General features: G+C 70.2%; 10 protein-coding genes. 5 read left to right on the plus strand and 5 right to left on the minus strand.

Annotated features, from left to right (window positions below):
* The 4 genes from A5701_RS01945 to A5701_RS01960 all read left to right on the plus strand — a co-directional run.
* The coding region (locus A5701_RS01945) for a thioredoxin domain-containing protein (protein WP_156669873.1) at positions 1 to 727 on the plus strand (727 nt) is incomplete at its 5' end.
* A gap of 6 nt (positions 728 to 733) precedes the next feature.
* Positions 734 to 1558 (plus strand): DUF1707 domain-containing protein, encoded by an 825-nt coding sequence (locus A5701_RS01950; RefSeq protein ID WP_067747955.1) that lies wholly within the window; start codon positions 734 to 736, stop codon positions 1556 to 1558.
* A gap of 110 nt (positions 1559 to 1668) precedes the next feature.
* The gene (locus A5701_RS01955; RefSeq protein WP_067747957.1) at positions 1669 to 3174 is read left to right on the plus strand and encodes a serine/threonine-protein kinase; all 1506 of its coding nucleotides are present in this window, start codon (positions 1669 to 1671) and stop codon (positions 3172 to 3174) included.
* A 171-nt stretch (positions 3175 to 3345) separates the two neighbouring features.
* On the plus strand, positions 3346 to 4311 hold the full coding sequence (locus tag A5701_RS01960) for an SPFH domain-containing protein (protein ID WP_197504910.1): 966 nt from the start codon (positions 3346 to 3348) through the stop codon (positions 4309 to 4311).
* A gap of 56 nt (positions 4312 to 4367) precedes the next feature.
* Here the strand turns inward: A5701_RS01960 and A5701_RS01965 are convergent, their stop codons facing one another.
* From A5701_RS01965 to A5701_RS01980, 4 genes are all read right to left on the minus strand, one after another.
* Positions 4368 to 6545, minus strand: a complete 2178-nt coding sequence (locus A5701_RS01965) for a glutamine synthetase III (protein WP_067747961.1) — start codon at positions 6543 to 6545, stop codon at positions 4368 to 4370.
* Positions 6546 to 6652: 107 nt separating this feature from the next.
* Positions 6653 to 8134 carry an MFS transporter gene (locus tag A5701_RS01970; protein ID WP_067747963.1) on the minus strand — a complete coding sequence of 494 codons (1482 nt, stop codon included), beginning with the start codon at positions 8132 to 8134 and terminating at the stop codon, positions 6653 to 6655.
* A 54-nt stretch (positions 8135 to 8188) separates the two neighbouring features.
* The gene (gene ngg, locus A5701_RS01975) at positions 8189 to 9979 is read right to left on the minus strand and encodes an N-acetylglutaminylglutamine synthetase (RefSeq protein WP_067747965.1); all 1791 of its coding nucleotides are present in this window, start codon (positions 9977 to 9979) and stop codon (positions 8189 to 8191) included.
* Positions 9976 to 11781: an N-acetylglutaminylglutamine amidotransferase gene (locus A5701_RS01980; protein WP_067747967.1), complete on the minus strand. Its 1806-nt coding sequence runs from the start codon at positions 11779 to 11781 to the stop codon at positions 9976 to 9978. Before A5701_RS01980 ends, ngg begins: the two co-directional genes overlap by 4 nt.
* A 460-nt stretch (positions 11782 to 12241) precedes the next feature.
* Here A5701_RS01980 and A5701_RS01985 point away from each other — a divergent pair, with 460 nt between their 5' ends.
* Complete coding sequence (locus A5701_RS01985; RefSeq protein ID WP_067747969.1) at positions 12242 to 12568, plus strand: DUF732 domain-containing protein; 327 nt, start codon at positions 12242 to 12244, stop codon at positions 12566 to 12568.
* Positions 12569 to 12578: 10 nt separating this feature from the next.
* On the opposite strand, the gene A5701_RS01990 is transcribed toward A5701_RS01985, so the two are convergent.
* Positions 12579 to 21416 (minus strand): non-ribosomal peptide synthetase (locus A5701_RS01990; RefSeq protein ID WP_156669874.1); only part of this gene is annotated, 8838 nt, incomplete at its 5' end.

Here is a 21416-nt window from a genome sequence, read left to right on the forward strand (position 1 = left end):
GCCGCCCTGGGGGCAACCGCCGCGGCCGAGCAGGAAGCCCTGGCTGTGGGTGGGCGTCGCGGCCACCGCCCTGGTGGCCATCGTGGGCGTCGCGCTCGCCGTCGTCCGGCCCTGGGAATCGGCGCCCCGGCCGGAGCCGACGAAGCCACCGCCGCCCGCGGACGCCGTCGCGCTGCGGGTGCTCGACGACGGTGTGTTCGTGGGCAGCTCGGCCGCATCGACCACCATCGACATTTTCAACGAACCGATCTGCCCGCCGTGCGGCAGCTTCATCCGGTCGAACGCGGGCGACATCGACACCGCCGTGAACAACAAGAAGCTCGCGGTGCGCTATCACCTGCTCGACTTCCTCGACGACAAGTCGCACAGCAAGAACTACTCGACCCGGGCGGTGGCCGCGTCGTACTGCGTCGCGGCGCAAAGCGACCCCAAGACGTACACCGCCTTCTATTCGGGCCTGTTCGCCAGCAACTTCCAGCCGGCGGAGGACGCCGCCGAGGACCGCACCGACGGCGAACTGGCCCAGCTGGCCAAGAACGTCGGCGCGGACGCCGACGTGCTGACGTGCATCAAGTCCGGGGACGACGTCGGCACGGGCAAGGCGAAATCCGCGGCCGGTTACGCGACGCTGTCCGGGCTCAACGCCAACTCGACCCCGTTCGTGTGGGACGGCACCGCGTCGGTGAACTACTCCGACCCGACCTGGCTGACCAAGCTTCTCGGGTAGCGGGCGATGATCGATGACACCCGGGCCAGCGACAACGACCGCAACCGGACCTGCGAGGCGCTCGACGCGGCGCTCGGCGACGGTCAGTTGTCGACCGAAGAGCACCGCGAGCGGGTAAGCGCCGCCACCAGGGCCACGACGCTGCGCGAGCTGCGGTCGCTGGTGGCCGACCTGCAGATCCACCCGGCCGCCGAGCGAGCTCCGTCGTCACCCGCGGGAATCAACAGGCGCCGGGCCGGGATTGCCGCGGCCGTCGCGCTGGTGCTGATCGGCGGCGGCATCGCCTGGGGACTGCAACGCGACACCCCTTCGGCCCCGGCGCCATCCGCCGCCCCGAGTGCGGCCCCCAGCAGCTCCGCGGCCATGACCACCACCCCGACGCCTCCGCCGCCACAGCTGTTGAGCCTGAGCGGGGTGAGCGGCGTGCTGGCGCAGATGCGGACGCAGTTCGGCGACACGCTGGGTTACCAGCTGAACATCTACCAAACCCAGGTCGTGGTCATGCGTCCGGACACCGCGAACCCCCAGAAGGTGGTGAGTTGGCTGGGCCGCGACGGCAATTGGGCCAGCGTCGGCCCCGAGAACGCGGTGTCCTCCCGCTTGGTGGTCGGTGACCTCAGCAAGTTCGACGTGCAGGCGGTCGTCGACGTCGTGCAGCAGGCGCCGCAGACCCTGCACATCTACGACGCCAACCGGATCTTCCTGGCGATCGAGTCCCGCAAGGACGGCGGCTTGCACCTACAGATCAGCGTCAGCGACGGGGCCCTCAGCGGCACCATCGTGCTCGCCCCGGACGGCACCGTCACGCAGGTCGCTCCCCCCGTGCACTGATCGCGGCGGCCCGCCGTCGCGCGGCCGACGTCTGCCGGGTCGATGTTGTACGTTTCTGCGGTGAGATCGGTGTGCGCTCACCGCCACGGTCCGTCGACGGGAGGCACTCGATGACCGGCGGCCAGGGCTCGCGGGTGGGGACGATGTTCGGCCCCTACCACCTCAAGCGCCTGCTCGGCCGCGGCGGGATGGGCGAGGTCTACGAGGCCGAGCACACCGTCAAACAGTGGACGGTGGCGCTCAAGCTGATGTCGCACACGTTCAGCCAGGATCCGGTGTTCCGCAAGCGAATGGAACGCGAGGCGCGGATCACCGGCCGGCTGCTGGAGCCGCACGTGGTGCCCATCCACGACTACGGCGAGATCGACGGGCAGCTGTACCTGGAGATGCGCCTCATAGAGGGCATCGACCTGGGCAGCCTGCTGGAACGGGAGGGCCCGCTGCCGGCGTCGCGGGCGGTGGCCATCGTCCACCAGGTCGCCGCCGCCCTGGACGCCGCGCACGCCGCCGGGGTGACCCACCGCGACGTCAAACCGCAGAACATCCTGATCACCGGCGACGACTTCGCCTATCTCGTCGACTTCGGCATCGCCAGCGCCAAGTCCGACGAGAAGCTCACCCAACTGGGCACCGCCGTCGGCACCCTGAAATATATGGCGCCCGAACGGTTTTCGAGTGAAGAGGTGACGCCCCGCGCCGACGTCTACGCGCTGGCCTGTGTGCTCTACGAGTGCCTGACCGCGACCCCGCCCTACCCCGCCGACAGCACCGGCATGCTGGTCAGCGCCCACCTGATGCAACCCATTCCCAAACCGAGCGAACAAGGCTCGGGGGTGAGCCCGGCGTTCGACGCCGTGATCGCAGGCGGCATGGCCAAAACCCCGATCGAGCGCTACCCGACCGCCGGCGCCCTCGCCGAGGCGGCGCACCGCGCGCTCAGCAGCCCGGAACGCCAACGCGCCGAGACCATCCTGCGGGACAGCGAAATCGTCTCTCCCGCAATCGGATTACAGCACCGTTCCGCACCGCCCAAGCGCAACCGCTGGCCGATCGTGGCCGCCGCAGTGGTGGCCGTCGTCGCCGTCTGCGCAGTCGGAATCTGGCTTGCGCTGAAACCGTCCGGCCAGCGGCACGCCAAGGCGACGGTCGCGAAAACCCCACCGCCGTCATCCGCCGCCCCCGACGACCAACAGGCCCGGCTGATCAGCCTGCTCCCGCCCGGCTACCTGGCCGGCACGTGCACGCCCGCCACCCCGGAGTCGGGCAGCATCTGGGTGCACGCGGTCGCGATGGTGACCTGCGGGCAGAACACCCAGCCCGGCGGCCCCAGTCACGCCACCTACGGGCTGTTCGCCACGCCCAACAAGCTGAAGAAGGCCTTCAACGACGACATCGCCAACGTCAACCTGGTGAACTGCCCCGGCGAGGGACGCTCACCCGTCAGCTGGCACTACGACCAGACCCCCAACGACATGGCCGGCCTGATCGCCTGCGGCAGCTACAACAACCACCCGAACGTGATCTGGACCAACGACGAGAAGCTCATGCTCAGCGACGTCTCCGGCGACCCCGCCACCGTCGAGGACCTGCACACCTGGTGGGACGCCTACGGCTGACCCGTGAGGTCCAGCGCGAGATCCCACTGTCCGCCCGCTGGCTGCGGGGTACGCTCACCCGGACCGGCCTAAAGGGGTGCCACATGGTGCTTTTCACGCTCTTCGGTTCGCCGTACGCTCGCCCCCTGTCAAGCAATTCCCGCCGGATCTCAATTCAAGGAAAGGAATGTCGTGCCTGGCTGGTGGATTTTGGCGATCCTGTTCTTCCTGGCGGCGATCGCGGCCCTCACCGCGAGCGCCTTGCTCGGCAGCAAGACGAGGTTGACGTGGTGGGCGATCACGGCGAGCGCCGCTTTGTTCGGCGTGATCTTCACGCTGATCAGCGCCTACGACCGGGTAGACACCCGCAACGTCGGAATCATCACCGAATTCGGCAAGCCGGTGGGGGTGCACGGCGCGGGGATCGTCTGGCATGCGCCGTGGCGCAAGGTCAGTGAGCTCTCGGAAGCGATCCAGTTGCAGGCGTTTGAATCCAACAGCTACGACGACGCCAGCCAGGGCAAAGGTGCGAACAACAACCCGGCGGCCATCAACGTCCGGCTGGCCAACAACTCCACCGCCTACGTCGATGAAAACCTGAACTGGCGGCTGCGCGAGGGTGCCGCCCCCAAGCTGTTCCAGGATTACGGCGGGGCCAACGTATTCCAGACGATCAAAGAGCAATTGGTGGACCGGCAGGCCCAAGTCGCGTTGTCCAAGGTGTTCGCGACGTTCAACCCGCAGGTCATGCTGGCGGCCGCGGCGAACGCGCCGGGCGGGGCGACGCAAATGCCCGCGCCGGCCCAGGGCGCGGACTTACCCGCGATGGCCGCCCAGGTCAAAAAGGACCTGCAGGACGCGGTGGGCTCCGAGATCGAGATCCTCGACGTCCGGATTCCGAGGATCTTCTATGACCAGCCGACCCAGCAACGGATCGATGCCTACAACCAGAAGGTTCAGGAGACGATCAACGCCCAGCAGGACGTCAAGACCGCCGAGCAGAATCGGTTGGCCGCCGAGCAGCGCGCCAACCAGCCGCCACCGGATCTGCGGATCGCGATCTTCAACTGCCTGAACGACCAGGTCAAGAACGGGCGCGACCCGGCTGGGTGCTGGGGTCAGATCGGTGGTCAGCCGCTGGTGCAGGTGCCGCGTTGAACCCGTTGGCGCTGAAGGCCTGCAGTGCAACACGACTTGGCGGGTGAACTCGTCTCTCAGAGGATGTAGAGCATCTCCTGGTAGGTCGGCAGCGGCCACAGGTCGTCGGCCACAACGCCTTCCAGCGCGTCGGCGGCGGCACGCACCGCGTCCATCGCCGGCAGCAGCGCCGCCTGGGCGTGCTTGGCCTCCTCGAGCGCCGATTCCGCCGAATGCTCGGACAGCGCCGCCCTGAGCGTCGTCAGCGCGGCGGTGAGGTCGTTCAGCGGGGCCGAAACCGCTTCCAGCGCGGCCGTGTTCGGCTCCACTCCGGCGGCCTTCAACGTCGCGACGTTTCCGGCCAGCTCGGTCTGGTAGCGCAGCGCGGCGGGCAGGATGACCGTCGTACCGATCTCCAGGGCCAGCTTCGCCTCCACACCGATCGTGAGCGCGTACTGCTCGAGCCGGACCTCGTAGCGGCTGTGCAGCTCGCGTTCGTTGAAAACCCCGTACTTCTCGAAGACTTCGACCGATTCCGGCTTGATGAGTTCCGGAATGGCGTCCAGCGTCGTCTTGAGGTTGGGCAATCCGCGCTCGGCCGCCTCGATCTGCCAGTTCTCCGAATACCCGTCGCCGTTGAACACGACCGCGCCGTGATCGGTGATGATCTCGGTGAGCAGCTTCTGCACCGCGGCGTCGAAGTCCTCACCGGCCTCGACCGCCTTTTCCAAAATCGTTGCGATGTAGTCGAACGAGTCGGCCATGATCGTGTTGAGGACGATCATCGGCACGGCGACCGTCTGCCCCGAGCCCGGCGCCCGGAACTCGAACCGGTTGCCGGTGAACGCGAACGGGCTGGTGCGGTTCCGGTCGCCGGGATCGGTCGGCAGCGGCGGCAGGGTGTCGACGCCGATGATCATGGTGCCCTTGCCCTTTGACGACGTGGCCGCCCCCTTGGCGATCTGCTCGAACACGTCGGCGAGCTGCTCGCCGAGGAAGATCGAGATGATCGCCGGCGGCGCCTCGTTGGCGCCCAGCCGGTGGTCGTTGGTGGCCGAGGCGACCGAAACGCGAAGCAGGCCGGCGAACTTGTGGACGGCGCGGATCACCGCGGCGCAGAACACCAGGAATTGGGCGTTCTCGTGTGGCGTGTCGCCGGGCACCAGCAGCGAACCCAGCTCGGCGTTGCCCACCGAGAAGTTGACGTGCTTGCCCGAGCCGTTGACGCCGGCGAACGGCTTCTCGTGGAAAAGGCACTCCATGCCGTGCTTTTTGGCCAGCGTCTTGAACACCGTCATCAGCAGCTGCTGGTGGTCGGAGGCGATGTTGGCCCGCTCGAACATCGGGGCCACCTCGAACTGCCCGGGGGCGACCTCGTTGTGCCGGGTCTTGGCCGGGATGCCGAGTTTGAACAGCTCCCGTTCGGTGTCCATCATGAAGCCGAGCACCCGTTCGGGCACCGACCCGAAGTAGTGGTCGTCGAATTCCTGGCCCTTGGGCGGCTTGGCGCCGAACACCGTCCGCCCGGCGTTGATCAGGTCGGGCCGCGCCAGGAAGAAGTGCCGGTCGACGAGGAAGTACTCCTGCTCGGGCCCGCAGAACGACACCACCTTGTTGAGGTCCTTGTGGCCGAACAGCGTCAGGATGCGTTCGGCGTGGATGCCCATCGCCTGCTGGCTGCGCAGCAGCGGCGTCTTGTAGTCGAGCGCCTCACCGGTCATCGAGACGAACACCGTCGGGATGCACAGCGTGTTGCCGTTCGGGTTCTCCAGCACGTAGGCGGGGCTGGTCACGTCCCAACCGGTGTAGCCGCGCGCCTCGAAGGTGCTGCGCAGCCCGCCCGACGGGAAGCTGGAGGCGTCCGGCTCGCCCTGGATCAGGGTCTTCCCGGCGAACTCGGCGAGGGTCTGCCCATCGGAGACGGGCTCGAGGAAGCTGTCGTGCTTCTCGGCGGTCAGCCCGGTCATCGGGTAGAAGACGTGCGCGTAGTGGGTGGCGCCCTTCTCGAGCGCCCAATCCTTCATCGCGACCGCGACCGCATCGGCGACCGCGGGGTCCAGCTTGGCGCCCTTGTCGATGGTCGCCACGATCGACTTGTACACCGCCTTGGGCAGCCGCGCCTGCATCTCCGCCTTGGTGAAGACGTTGGACCCGAAGATCTCCCCGGGCAGCTCGCCCGGGACGAAGCTGACGGCGGGGGGAACATATCCCTCGACATTGTTGATCGCCTGAAGGCGGACCGCGTTACCGCTCAATGGAATTCCTATCGCTGATTGGGCCCCCGTCTGGTGGACCGACTCACACTAGGAACTTCCGATGGCGAATTTGTTACGCGCGCGTCACCGGTATCGCCGCGATGGTTTCAAACAGAAGACGGCCCGCGGTCGCCGGCCTCGGTGTCGTCCACCGTCAACGGCAGGGCGAGCTCTTCCAGCGGGCGCCGTTCGGCGGCGATCCCGAGCCGCAATTCGACCAGGCCGGCGATCGCCATGACCGCGGCGCCCGTCAGGAACGACCACATCACCTGCCCGCGTTCCCCGGAGTTGATCAGCTGCCCGAACAGCAGCGGGCCGGTGATGCCGCCGATCGCGGTCCCCACCGCGTAGAAGAACGCGATCGCCAGCGCCCTGGTCTCCATCGGGAAGATCTCGCTGACCGTCAGGTAGGCCGCGCTGGCGCCCGCCGACGCCAGGAAGAACGTGACCGCGAGGACGCCGATGAACGCCCAGACGCCGCCGGTCTGGGTCACGAACAGGATGGCGAGGGCGACGGCGACGACGGCGGAGCCGATGTAGGTGGCCGTGATCATCGGCTTGCGGCCGACGGTGTCGAAGAGGTGGCCGAGCGCCAGCGGACCGACGAAATTGCTCAGCGCCCACAGGATGAAGAACAGCGGCACCTTCCCCGACGGCACGCCGTAGAACCCGCTCAACAGCGTGCCCAGATTGAACGTCACGCCGTTGTAGAGGAATGCCTGCCCGGTGAACAACGCCAGCCCCAGGATCGCGCGCTGCGGGTAGAGCCTGAAGGCGACCCGGGCGATTTCGCGGAACGAGATCGTTTCGCGCTGACGGATTTTGAGCCCGCGCCCGTGCGGCTCGGGCAGGGGTTCACCGGTCTCGCGCCGCACCGCCTCCTCGATCTCGCCGACGACCCGCTCGGCCTCCTTGTCGCGGCCGTGGATGAACAACCACCGCGGGCTCTCGGGGACGTTGCGCCGGACGAGGAGCACGAAGATGCCGAAGATGGCGCCGACGCCGAAGGCCAGCCGCCAGCCGATGTTGGGCGCGAAGTTCGACGTGTCGAGCAGGACGAGCGCGCCGGCCGCCCCGGCCGCCGAACCGAGCCAGTAGGTCCCGTTGATGATCAGGTCGACGCGGCCGCGCAGGCGGGCGGGGATCAACTCGTCGATGGCCGAATTGATCGCGGCGTATTCGCCGCCGATGCCGGCCCCGGTGAAGAACCGCGCGACGAAGAAATACCAAGGGGCGAAGGCGAATGCGGTCGCGACCGTGGCGGCCAGGTAGACCGCCAAGGTGAGCATGAACAGGTTGCGCCGCCCGAAGCGGTCCGTCAGGTGGCCGAAGAACAGCGCGCCCAGGCACGCCCCGGCGATGTAGAACGCGGCCGCCATGCCGATCTGCGCGGCGTCGAGGTCGATGCCGCTGCCCTTCTCCGTGAGGCGTGCGGACACGTTGCCCACCATCGTGACCTCGAGCCCGTCCAGGACCCACACCCCGCCCAGTCCGATGACGACGCGCCAGTGGAATCGCGACCACGGCAGCCTGTCCAGGCGCGCGGGCACGTGGGTGGTGATGGTTCCGGTTTGCACGCTTCCGCTCATCTGGCTCCTATCCGGGTGGCTTCAGAAGTACCCAAGCGAGGCGCTTCGCACGCCTCAGCCGCGGTCGGCGCGCGACTCCTCGGGTGTCCAGGCTTGCGGCTGGCCCGGGTGGCCGGGGAACAGGAAGTCGATGAAGGCCGCGGCGGTGGGCTGAGGTTCGTGGTTGGCCAGCCCGGGCCGTTCGTTGGCTTCGATGAAGGCGTACTCCGCGCCGGTGACGTCGGGCACCAGCAGGTCGATGCCCGTCACGGGGATGCCGATGGCCTCGGCCGCCGTGACCGCGACCCGGCACAGTTCGGAGTTCACCACGGCGGTGACGTCGTGGATGGTGCCGCCCTGGTGCAGGTTGGCGGTGCGGCGGACGCGCAGGCGGGTGCCCTGGGGCAGCACGTCGTCCAGCGTCCAGCCCGCCTCGGCGACCGTCGACTCGGTGAGGTCGTCGAGCGGGATGCGGGATTCCCCTCCGGTGGCCGCGGAGCGCCGCCGGCTTTCGGCCGCGATCAGGTCGCGGATGCTGTGCTCGCCGGTGCCGATGATCTCGGGCGGCATCCGCAGCGCGGCGGCGACCACCCGGCCGTCGATCACCACCAGCCGCAGGTCGTCGCCCTGCACCCGCTGTTCGATCAGCACGTCCGGGTATTGCTGACGGGCCCGGGCCAGGGCGGCGGCCAGCTCTTCGGGACCGTTCTCGGCGGTCACGCCGACGGTGATGCCCTTGCCCTGCTCGCCGCGGGTCGGTTTGACGACGACCTCGCCGACCTCGGTGAGGAAGTTGTAGTCGCCCTCGTCGAAGGTGGCCAGGCGGGCGCGGGGCACCGTGATGCCCGCCTCGGAGACCAGGCGGCGGGTCAGGCGCTTGTCGTCGCAGCGGCACATGGCCACCGCCGAGGTGTATTCGGACAGCGATTCGCGGGTGACGACGCTGCGGCCGCCGTGGGTGAGGCGCATCTCGCCGGTTTCGGCGTCGAGCACCTCGACCCAGATGCCGCGGCGCAGCGCCTCGTCGGCAATGATCCGGGCGTAGGGGTTGAGGTCGTCGACCGTCTCGGGCGGCGGGCTGAACAGCGGCTCGTTGATCGCATTCTTGCGCTTGATCGCCAGCACCGGGACCCGGACGAAGCCCAGCTTCTCGTACAGGCCGATGGCCGCGGCGTTGTCGTGCGCGACGGACAGGTCCATGTAGGCGCGGCCCGCGCTGCGGAAGCGCTCCGCCAGCGCGCGGGTGAGGGCCGCGCCGATGCCGGGCAGCCCGGCCGCCGGGTCGACGGCCAGGGTCCACAGGCTCGACCCCTGCTCGGGATCGTCGAACAGCAACTCGTGGTCGACGCCGGTGACGGTGCCCACCACGGCGCCGTCCGTATCGCGCACGGCCAGCAGGTAGGTCACCGCGGGGACATTGAGGTGGTTGTTCCAGATCACGTCGACGCCGGCCGGGACCATCCCGCACCGCACGTAGACGCGGTTCATCGCGTCGGCGTCGACCGGGTCGTTCAGCGTGCGCACGGTCACGCCGACCGGCGCCGGGTCCTCCGTCTTCTTCGCGTCGGCGAAGCGCAGCCGATAGGTGTGGCTGGGGTCGATGAACAGCTCGGTCGGCGCTTCGGCGACGACCACGTGGGATTCGCGGGCGTAGATGCAGATGTCGCGGCGACCGGGCCCCTCCCGCCGCAGCGCCTCGACCAGTTGGCGGGCGTCGGCGAAGGTCTGGCCGAAAATCAGCCGGCCCCAGCCCAGTTCGAGCTCGACATCCTTGGCCATCGCCTCCACCAGCTCCGGCGGCGAGGCGTCGTGCAGGCCCATCGTGATCGCCTCGGTGTGGTCGCCAGAGGGATCGGTTTCGGTCATGCCACCGGACCCGTGATGCCGTGCCGCTGCAGCCACAGTTCGAGCAGGGCGATCTGCCAGAGCTCGTTGCCGCGCAGCGGGGTCAGCTTGCCGTTGGGGTCGGCCAGGAGCGCGTCGAGCGCCTCGGTGCGAAACAGGCCGCGCTCCTTGGCCACCGGCGCGTAGAGGGCGTCGCGCACCATGTCGAGGTAGGGCCCCTCGAGGTGGGTCAGCGCCGGAACCGGGAAGTAACCCTTGGGCCGGTCGATGACCTCCGATGGAATCACCCGTCGCGCGGCCTGTTTGAGGACGCCCTTGCCCTCGTGGGCGATCTTCAGCTCCGGCGGGCAGGTCGCCGCCAGCTCCACGAGCTCGTGGTCGAGGAACGGGACCCGGCCCTCCAGGCCCCAGGCCATGGTCATGTTGTCGACCCGTTTCACCGGGTCGTCCACCAGCATGACGGTGGTGTCCAGCCGCAGCGCGCGATCGACGCCCGTCTCGGCGCCGGCGCGCGCGAAGTGCTCTGTGACGAAGCGCTCGCTGGGGTCATCCGGGGCCATGATGCCCGGGCCCAGCAGACCCGCCATTTCGGCGGAATCGCGGTCGAAGAACGCGCCGCGGTACTCGGCGACCGAGCCTTCCAGCGACGCCGCGGCCGGCGAGCCCATCGGCGGGTACCAGTGGTAGCCGGCGAACACCTCGTCGGCGCCCTGGCCGGACTGCACGACCTTCACGTGCCGCGCCACTTCCTGGCTGAGCAGGTAGAAGGCGACGCAGTCGTGGCTGACCATCGGCTCGCTCATCGCGCCGATCGCCCCGTCGAGCGCGGGCAGCATCCGCTCGGTTCCGATGCGGATCTGGTGGTGGTCGGTTTCGAAGCGCCGGGCGATGATGTCCGACCACCGGAACTCGTCGCCCTCGACGCCACCGGCCGACTCGAAGCCGATGGAGAAGGTCATCAGGCCGTGCTGGCCGGCCTCGGCGAGCAGGCCGACGATCAGGCTGGAGTCGACACCGCCGGACAACAGGCAGCCGACCGGCACGTCGGCGACCAACCGGCGCTTGACCGCGACGCGGAGCGCGTCCAGCACCGCCTCTTCCCAGTCGGTTTCCGACCAGGCGGCGCGGTCGTCGTGCCGGGTGAAGTCGGGGGTCCAGTAGGTGGTGATGGTGCGCCGGCCGTCGGGCTCGATCGCGACGAGCGACGCGGGCGGCACCTTGCGGACCCCGCGCAGGATGGTCAGCGGCGCCGGGACCACCGAGTGGAAGGTCATGTAGTGGTGCAGGGCGACCGGGTCGATGCGGGTGTCCACGCCGCCGCCGGCCAACAGCGCCGGCAGGGCCGAGGCGAACCGGATCCGGTGGCTGTCCTCGGTCAGGTAGAGCGGCTTGATCCCCAGCCGGTCCCGGCCCAGCAGCACCCGGCCGCTGTCGCGCTCGACGATGGCGAAGGCGAACATGCCGTGCAGGTGGCTGACGAAGTCATCGCCCCAATGCCGGTAGGCCTTGATGAGGACCTCGGTGTCGCTGTGCGAGAAGAACCGGTAGCCGTGTCCGGTGAGTTCGCGGCGCAACTCCTTGTAGTTGTAGATGCAGCCGTTGAAGGCGATGGCCAGGCCCAGCTCCGAGTCGACCATCGGCTGGGCGCCGGCCTCGCTGAGATCGATGATCTTGAGCCGACGATGACCGAGCGCGACGCGCCCCTGTGACCAGGTGCCGGACGCGTCCGGGCCCCTCCGGGTCATCACGGCGGCCATTGCGGACACCGCTGCTACGTCGGGCACCCGCCCGTCGAGCCTTACCTCCCCGGTGACTCCGCACACTCCTTGGACCATACCGAAGGCGGTTGCCGCGCGCCCGAACGGCCACTGTGAAATGCGTCGTCGCGGGCTGCGGGGCGCCTTGGGAGGTGAAACCGCCGCCGGCCCTCGGTTCCCGAGCAAACAAGCGCACCGGAGAACCGCTTTTCGGTTGCGACGCTCCCCCGCCTGTTAATTGTTGGTTGCGCTCTGCTCTCGTGTTTCGCCCCGCGCGCACCGCCATTCGCATCCGCCCGGTCGCATGGTTCGATGGTGACGAGATCGAAGATGTTGTAAGACAACCGGTTTAGGTGGGATTCCCGCGACGACCGCTCGGCGCGTTGTGGCGACGACCCTGACTTCAGGGCCGGTTCGTGTGAGGTGGTGGGCTCAGCGGCGCCGAGAAAGATGCGCCGGTTCTGGTTACGGTGCAGCCACCCTGATGACACCCCGTCGTCACTTTGAGGAAGTCCGTGAGAGCCGAATGAATGCGCATGCCGGGATGTGGCGGGCGGTCGGTGCGGCGGCCGCGGGGGCCGCAGTGTATTTCGCCGCGCCCGCTTCGGCCGATCAAATCGACGATTCATTCCTCGCGGAGATTCAGCGGAACGGGATCGTCTTCACCGATCGTGGGGCCGCGATCGCGGCGGGGCACAACATGTGCGCCGGACTCGACAAGGGCAAGTCGCCAACCTCGTTGGTGCTCAACGTCGTACGGGCCACCGACCTGTCGGCACACGAGGCCGGCTACCTGCTCGGCGCTTCCGTGGCCTCGTATTGTCCCCAGCACCGGGCCACCATCGGCAATTAGCGCGGCCCGGTCACCCGGCGCGCTCGCCGGGCAGCTTGTCGTCCCGAGCGCCATGCTGACCGCCGTGGGCCAGTTCGAGCCGGCGTTCCGCGAGGACCAGCAGATGCCTGAGCCGTGGGCCGTACAGGCCCACCGATTCCGCGGTCAGCATGTCGTCGTGGCCGCAGTCGATCGAGTAGGTGAGGATCTCACCGGAGACATGGGGCCGCCAGGACCGCGACAGGAACGCGCTGCGCTCGGCGTCGTCCCGCGCTGCGGAGACGACGGTGATGTCCCCGTTGAAGACCCGCGGGCGGTGGGACCGGTACCGCTCGACGTTCTTACGCAGGTTGTGGGTGAGCAGTTCGAAAAGCCGCTGGGATGACGAGGTCTCGGCCATCACCTGTTGCTCACCCAGGTCGTCGTCCGGCGAGGCGACGCCGTCGTCGATGGCGGGTTGGGCGTCGAGCAGGATCAGGCGGGCGACGACGCATCCGCGGCGCTGGAGTTCGACCGCGAGTTCGTGGGCGACGACGCCGCCGAACGACCAGCCGAGCAGGTTGTAGGGCCCGGCCGGGTACGCCTCCTGCACTCGATCGGCGTAGGTCTTTGCCATCTCCCGGATCGACCGGGGGTCGGCCTCGCGCTCGACCTGTTGGATCCCGATGATCGGGCAGTCCAGGTAGGTGCCGAGGACCTGATACGGCCAACTGACGCCGCCCGCGGGATGGATGCAGAACACCGGAACGCCTGCGCCCTGCTTCAAGGTCTGCACCGGGACGATCTCGTCGTCGGCGGCCGTGTCCGTGCCGAGGCGCCGGCTCAGGTCCCGCACCGTGGGCGCGTCGAACAGGGTGCGCACCGCCAGGTCGACGGCCAGCGCGCTGTTGACCGTGGCGATCAACCGCATCGCGGAGATGCTGTCGCCGCCCAGGTCGAAGAAGGAGTCGTCGACGCCGACCCGCTCGACACCGAGCACCCGGGCGAAGATGCCGGCGAGGATCTCCTCGCTGGCGCTGGACGGGGCCCGGTAGCCGCGGCCGGTGTACTCCGGTGCGGGCAGGGCGCGGGTGTCCAGCTTGCCGTTGGGGGTGAGCGGCAGCGCGTCGAGCGCGAGCACGGCCGCCGGGACCATGTAGACCGGGAGCCGTCCCGCGAGCGCGGTGCGCGCCTCGGCCGGGTCGGCCGTTCCGGTGACGTACCCGACCAGCCGTTTGTCGCCGGGGCGGTCCTCGCGCGCGATCACCGCCGCCTGGTCGACGCCGTCGAGCCGGGCCAGCGCGGCCTGGACCTCGCCCAGTTCGATGCGGTACCCGCGGATCTTCACCTGCTCGTCGGCGCGGCCGACGTACACCAGCTGACCGTCGGCGTCCCAGAGCACCAGGTCGCCGGTGCGGTACATCCGTGTCCCGGGCCCGCCGAACGGGCACGCCACGAATCGCGACCCGGTCAGGCCCGACCGCCCGGCGTAGCCGGTGGCTACGCCCGTGCCGGCGACGTACAGCTCGCCGACCACCCCGAGCGCCACCGGGCGCAGCCAGGCGTCGAGTGCGAACAATCCCGCGCCCGCCACCGGCGAACCGATCGGCGGTGGCCCCGAGCCCGCCGCGAGCGGCGCGCTGATGGCCACGCACATCGTGGTCTCCGTCGGGCCGTAGGCGTTGACCATCACCCGGCCCGGTGCCCAGCGATCGACCACCTCGGCCGGGCAGGCCTCGCCGGCCATCACCAGCGCCACCGATTCCAGCCCCGCCGGATCCAGTGTTGCCACCGCCGACGGCGTCTGGGTCAGCACGGTGACCCCTTCCTCGATCAGCAACGCGCGGAAGTCATCCGGCGAGCGCACCACCGACTCGGGCACCACCACCACCCGCCCTCCGCGCAGCAGCGGCGCGAAGATCTCCCACACCGACACGTCGAAGGCATAGGAGTGGCACTGCGTCCATACGCCGGGGTTGGGCAGGCCGGCGTCTAGCGAGCCGATCAGCCCGGTCACGTTGCGATGCGTGACCGCCACGCCCTTGGGCACCCCGGTGGTGCCCGAGGTGTAGATCACGTAGGCGACGTCATCGGCCGCGGGCGCCGGCGGCGGGGTGGGCGGATAGCCGTCGATCGACGGGTCCTCGATGTCGACGACCCGCACGTCGCGCTCGTCCAGCCGCGACCGCAATCCCCCGGTGGTGACCGCGGCGACCGGCGCCGCGTCCGCAAGCATGAATCGGATCCGCGCGCCCGGGGCGGCCGGGTCGATCGGCAGGTACGCCGCGCCCGTCTTGAGCACCGCCAGGATCGCCACGATCGCCTGGGCCGAACGCGAGAAGAGCAGGGCCACAGACTGTCCCGGCCCGGCGCCCTCGGCGATGAGCAGGCGCGCCAACCGGTTCGAGGCCTCGTCCAGTTCCCGGTAGCTCATGGACAGGTCGTCCCAGCCGATCGCCACGGCGTCCGGCTGGTGTGCCGCGTGCGCGGCGAACAGGTCCACGATCGACGCGGCGGCCGGCGCCGACCGGGTGAGGGCGGCCCGGTTGCCGAGCGCGTCCAGGTGGGCCCGCTCCGGTGAGTCGAGCAGGTCCAGCGCAGACAGCCGCCGGGCGGGGTCGGTGGTCATGGCCACCAGCACCCGCTCCAGCCGCTTGGTCAGCGCGTCGATGGTGTGGGCGTCAAAGACGCCGGCGTCGTACTCCACGCGGAGGCCGAGCCGGTCCCCGGCCAGCGCGGCCTGGATCGTCAGCGGGTAGTGATTGCGTTCGAAGACGTTGAAGTCGGTGATGGACAGCTGGTGGTTGACCGCCATCGCGGACGTTTCCAGCGGATAGTTCTCGTAGGCGAACAGCGTGTCGAAGAGCTTGTCGTGACCGGTCATTCGGTGGATCTCGCTCAGCGACAGGTGCTCGTGCTCCAAGGTGTCGTTGTGTGCGCGCTGCAGCTGCTCGAGCAGGTCCGCGGTGCTGGTGGCCGGGGTGAGGCGGGCGCGCACCGGGATCGTGTTGATCAACAGGCCCACCATCGACTCGGCGCCGACCACGTCGGCCGAGCGGCCGGAGACCGTGGTGCCGAATGCGACGTCGTAGTTGCCCGTCAGCCAGGTCAGCAGTTGCGCCCACGCGGCCTGCAGCACCGTGCTGACGGTGCTCTGGCAGGACCGGGCCAGCTCGCCGAGCGCGCGGGTGGTCTCGGCCGACACCGAGAATGTCGCAAGACCCCGGGCGCCCAGCTCCAACTGGTGCGGCGGCCCGACCAGCGTCGGGGTGTCGAAGCCGGCGAGCACCTCGCCCCACGCCGCCCGGGCGGCGCCGAGGTCGCGATCGGCCAGCCACGTGACGAATCGGCGATACGGCGCCGGCGGTCCCAGCCGCTGTCCGGTGAGGCCGGCGAACGTCTCGTTCACCAGGATCGGCACGGACCAGCCGTCGAGCACGATGTGGTGAATGGTGAGTACCAGCCGGTGGCGGTCCCCGGCGGTGCGGATCATCGCGACCCGGAAGGCCGGCTGGTCGGCCAGGTCGTAGACGGCGGCGCGTTCGGCGGCGCAGAGCTCGCCGACCCGCTCGTCGGTGGCGTCGCCGGCGTCGAGCTCGACGTAGCGCCACGCCATCGCCGGTTTCGCGGGAATGACCTGGATCGGCTCGTCGAACTCCTCGGAGAATCGGGCGACCAGGTGCGGGTGCCGGTCCACCACCGTCTGGACCGCGGCGCGCAGCCGGTCGGGGTCGAGCGGGCCGCTCACGCTCATGTCCAGCTGCACCACATACAGGTCGTCCCCGCGGGCCCGGGTGGTGGTGGCGTGGAAGAGCAGCCCCTGCTGCAGCGGGGTCAGCGGCAGCACGTCGGCGACCGGGTTGCGCCGCTCGAGCTCGTCGATCTGCTGCTGGGCCAGCCGGGCGGGCAGGATGTCCGACGGGGTCAGCCCGCCGCCCCCGGCTCGCACGTGGGCGCAGATGCCGGTCAGCGCCTCGAACCAGAGCCGGCTCAGCCTGGTGACCTGTTCGCGGTCCAGGGCCGACGGCGCCCACGTCCAGTTGGCGTGCAGCCGCGGGCCGGCCTCGGTGTCGGCGGTGCCCGCGTTGAGGTCCACGGTGTGCATCAGCGGCATCGGCACCGCCGTGCTGGTGCCGGTGATCGCCGAGCCGTCCCGCGAGATCCGCCACAGCTCGTCGGACATCTCGGCCGCCGCCCCGCCCAACCGGCCCAGGTAGTTGAAGCCGATCGTCGGGTCGGAGCCGTCCAGGTCGACCTCTGCGTTCAGGTAGCGCAGCAGCCCGTAGGTGAGCGGGTCGGGCAGCGCCCGCAACTGTTCCTTGGCGCGCTTGAGCACCGCGCCCAGCGCGGGAGCTCCGGAAAGCACTTGCGCCCAAGGCAATTCGTCTATCGACAACGACACCGGGTACTTGGTGGTGAACCAGCCGACGGTGCGCGAAAGGTCCGCGCCGGCGGCGAGCTCCTCATGGCGCCCGTGGCCCTCGACGTCGATGCCCACCGGGGCTCCGTCGCTGCCCAGGAACTGCGCCCACGCCAGCGCGTAGCCGATCAGCAGGATGTCGTTGACCCCGGCGTGGAACGCCGCCGGCGCCTCGCCGAGCAGGATGCGGGTGGTCCCCACGTCGAGTTCCACCGACAGGTGCTCGGCGGTCTCGTAGGTGTCGGTCTCGGGCCGGACCGGGGGCAGCGCGGGCGGGGTCGCCGCGATCCGCCGCCAGGCGTCGGCCCGCCCGATCACGGCCGGGGCGTACGCGTGCTCGCTCAGCAGCGCGGCCCAGCGGGCGAACGACGTGCCGCCCGGCGGCAACGCCACCTGCTGCCCGGCGCGACGCTGGGCCCACGCGATGTTCAAGTCCTCCAACAGGATTCGCCAGGACACGCCGTCGACGGCCAGGTGGTGAATGATCAGCACCAGCTGGCGGGTCGAGGTGACCCACAGCGCGCTCACCATCACCCCGTCGCCCGGGTCCAGCCGGGACCGCGCGGCCACCACCGCCGCATCGGACAGCGCGTCGACCGTGCGCAGGCGGTGGGCCGCTTCCACCGCTCCCGCCTCGGGCACCGTCAACGACCCGTCGTCGCCGGCCCGCAGCCGCAGCATCGCGTGCCGGTCCAGCAGCGCCTGCAGCACCGCCACCACGTCGGCCTCGGTGACGCCGGCGGGCGCCTCGAGGACCATCGTCTGATTGAACTGGTCGACGGGGCCGTTCACGGCCTGCAGCCACCGCATGATCGGGGTCGCCGGCAGTTCCCCGGTGCCCTCGTCGGTCTCACCGGCGTCGCCGTCGGCCGCCGCGACCACGCGGGCCAGCCGGGAGACGGTCTGCTCGACGAAGATGTCGCGCGTGCGGCAGGCCAGGCCCGCGGCGCGCGCCCGGGTGACCACCTGCATCGACGAGATGCTGTCGCCGCCCAGGTCGAAGAAGGAGTCGTCGACGCCGACCCGCTCGACGCCGAGCACCTGGGCGTAGATGCCGGCCAGGGTCTCCTCGACCGGAGTGCTCGGGGCGCGGTAGCGGTCGGCGTCGGCGTATTCGGGCGCGGGCAGGGCGCGGGCGTCGAGCTTGCCGTTGGGGGTCAGCGGCAGCGCGTCGACCGCCACGACGGCCACCGGGACCATGTAGGCGGGCAGCCGATCGGCAAGGCGGGCGCGCAGGTCGGCGGGGTCCGCCGCCCCGGTGACGTAACCGACGAGGCGCTTATCGCCGGGCCGGTCCTCGCGGGCGACGACGGCCGCCTGCCGCACCCCCGGAAGCTCGGCCAGCGCCGCCCGGATTTCGCCGAGCTCGATGCGGTAGCCGCGAATCTTGACCTGTTCGTCGGCGCGCCCCAGGTACTGCAGCTGCCCGTCGGCGCCCCAGCGGACCAGGTCGCCGGTGCGGTACATGCGCGCCCCGGGGCCGCCGAACGGGCAGGCGACGAACCGCGACGCCGTCAGCCCCGCCCGTCGCCAGTAGCCGCGGGCGAGGCCGGCGCCGGCCACGTACAACTCGCCGACCACGCCGGGGGGCACCGGCCGCAGGAATCCGTCGAGCACGAACAGCGCCGCCCCGGCCACCGGGGAGCCGATCGGGACGACGGCGGATCCGGGGGTCAGGGGTGCGCTGATCGCCGCGTACACCGTGGCCTCGGTAGGCCCGTAGGCGTTGATCATCACGCGGTCGCGCGCCCACCGGTCGACCAGCTCGGCCGGGCAGGCCTCCCCGGCCACCACCAGCGCCGCGGACTCCAGCCCGCGTGGGTCCAACACCGTTGCCGCAGAGGGGGTTTGGCTCAGCACGCTGACTCCCTCGGCGACGAGGAGTGCGTGCAGGTCCTCCGGGGACCGGACCACGGCGTCGGGGACCACCACCAGGCGCCCGCCGCGCAGCAGCGCGCCGAAGATCTCCCACACCGACACGTCGAAGCCGTAGGAGTGCCACTGCGACCACACCCCGCCGTCGGGCAGGACCGCGTCCACGGACGCCATCAGCCGGATCACGTTGCGGTGGCTCACCGCAACGCCTTTGGGCACACCGGTGGTACCCGAGGTGTAGATGAGGTAGGCGATGTCCTCCGCGCTGGGCGCCGGCAATGCGGTGGCGGGCTGGGCGTCGACGGCGGGGTCGACCGCGTCGATGACCGGCACGTCGTGGTCGTCCAGGCGGGCGGCCAGCTCGGTGGTGGTGAGCGCCGCGACCGGCGCGGCGTCGGCGAGCATGAAGCCGATCCGGGCCGCGGGGTGCGCGGGATCGATCGGCAGGTAGGCGGCGCCGGTCTTGAGCGCCGCGAGGATCGCCACGATCGCCTCGGCCGAGCGGTGGAACAGCAGCGCCACGCATCGTCCCGGCCCGGCGCCGCGGCCGGCCAGCGCATGGGCCAACCGGTTGGCGGCCCGGTCGAGCTCGCCATAGCTCCACGACGAGCCGGCGCAGCTGAGCGCCAACGCATCCGGTGTGCGCGCGACCTGGGCGGCGAACGCCTCGGGAATCGACGCGGGCACGGGGTCCGGCGCGGTGAGCGCCGCCCGGTGGCCGATCTCGTCCAGCCGGGCGTGTTCGCCCGCGTCCAGCAGGTCGACCGACGACACCGACCGGGTCGGTTCGGTGGTCATCGTCGCGAGCACCCGCTGCAGGCGTCCGACCAGCGTCTCGACGCTGTCGGCGTCGAACACGTCGGTACGGAACTCGACCCGCCCGCCGATTCCGGCGGGCTCGTTCGCCTCGGTCCAGCGCTCGGCGAGCGAGAACGTCAGGTCCATGCGGGCGACCTGGGTGTCCAGCGGGATCGAGCTGACCCGGACGTCGCCCAGCGCCAGTCCGGTCGCGGGGTCACCGTCCTGGCCGCCGAAGTTCTGCCAGGCCAGCATCACCTGGATCAGCGGGTGATGGGTCAGGCTCCGGGTCGGGTTGAGCCGCTCCACCAGCACCTCGAAGGGCACGTCCTGATGCTCGAAGGCCTCCAGGCTGCGTGTCCGCACCCGGTCCAACAGCTCGGCGAAAGTGGGGTCGCCGCCTAGCTCTTTCAGGTCGACCCGCAGGACCAGGGTGTTGACGAAGAAGCCGACCAGGTGGTCGAGGGCGGGGTCGCGGCGCCCGGCGATCGGGAAGCCCACCGCCACATCGCTGTTCGCGCTGACCTTGGACAGCAGCACCGCCAGGGCGGCCTGCACCACCATGAAGCTGGTCGCGTTGTGTTCGCGGGCGACCGCCGTGATCTGCTGCTGCAAGTCGGCCGGCCAGTCGATCGGAACGGTCGCGCCCCGCTGGTCGGCGACCTCGGGATAGGGCCGATCGGTGGGCAGCTGCAGCCGCTCCGGCATGCCGGCCAGGGTCTCTTCCCAATAGGCCAGCTGACCGGCGATGCGGCTGTCGCGATCCTTCAGGTCGCCGAACTGGTCGCGCTGCCACAGGGTGTAATCGACGTATTGAACCGGCAATTCGGGCCAGCGGGGCGCTTCGCCCGCGCACCGGCTGGCGTACGCGACGCCCAGGTCGGCGGTCAGCGGCCGCAGCGACCACCCGTCGGCGGCGATGTGGTGCACGACGGCGACCAGCACGTGTTCGTCGTCGGCGACGCGGAACAGCCAGGCCCGCAGCGGGATATCGGTCGACAGGTCGAAGGTGTCACGGGCCGCGGCCTTGACGGCCTCGTCCAGCCGGCTCGCCGGCCAGCCGCCGGCGTCGACGACGTGCCAGCCGAAGTCGGCTCGCTCGGCGGGGATGACCACCTGCTGCGGTGTTCCGTCGGGTGCGGTGAAGACGGTCCGCAGGCTCTCGTGGCGGCCCACCACGTCGGCCAGGGCCGCTCCGAGCGCCTGGGCGTCGAGCGGGCCACGCAACCGCATGGCCGCCGCCATGTTGTAAACCGGTGAGGGGCCTTGCAATTGGTCGAGGAACCATAGCCGGCTCTGCGCGAAGGACAGTGGGACCACCGCGGGCCGCGGGCCGGCCACCAACGGCTCGAGCCCGCCGGCGCCCTCACCGACGCGGACTGCCAGCTGTGCGACGGTGGGGGCCTCGAATACGGCGCGCACCGAGAGGTATTCGTCTAGGTCGGTGTTGACGGCGGCGATCAGTCGCATCGCCGAGATGCTGTCTCCCCCGAGGTCGAAGAACGATTGGTCGATGCCGACGCGGTCGACGCCGAGCACCTGCGCGTAAATGCCCGCGAGGATCTCCTCGGTGGGATTGGTCGGGGCCCGGTAACCCGAGGCCGTGTATTCCGGCGCCGGGAGCGCGCGGGTGTCGAGTTTGCCGTTGACCGTGACGGGCAGTGCCTCGAGCACCACGATCGCGGCCGGGATCATGTAGGCCGGTAGCCGTTCGGCCAGTGCGGTGCGGAGTTCGCTGGGGTCGGCGGTGCCGGTGAGGTAGCCCACGAGGCGTTTGTCGCCGGGGCGGTCCTCGCG

The sequence above is a fragment of the Mycobacterium sp. E3305 genome (genome assembly GCF_001666785.1).
Taxonomy (GTDB): domain Bacteria; phylum Actinomycetota; class Actinomycetes; order Mycobacteriales; family Mycobacteriaceae; genus Mycobacterium.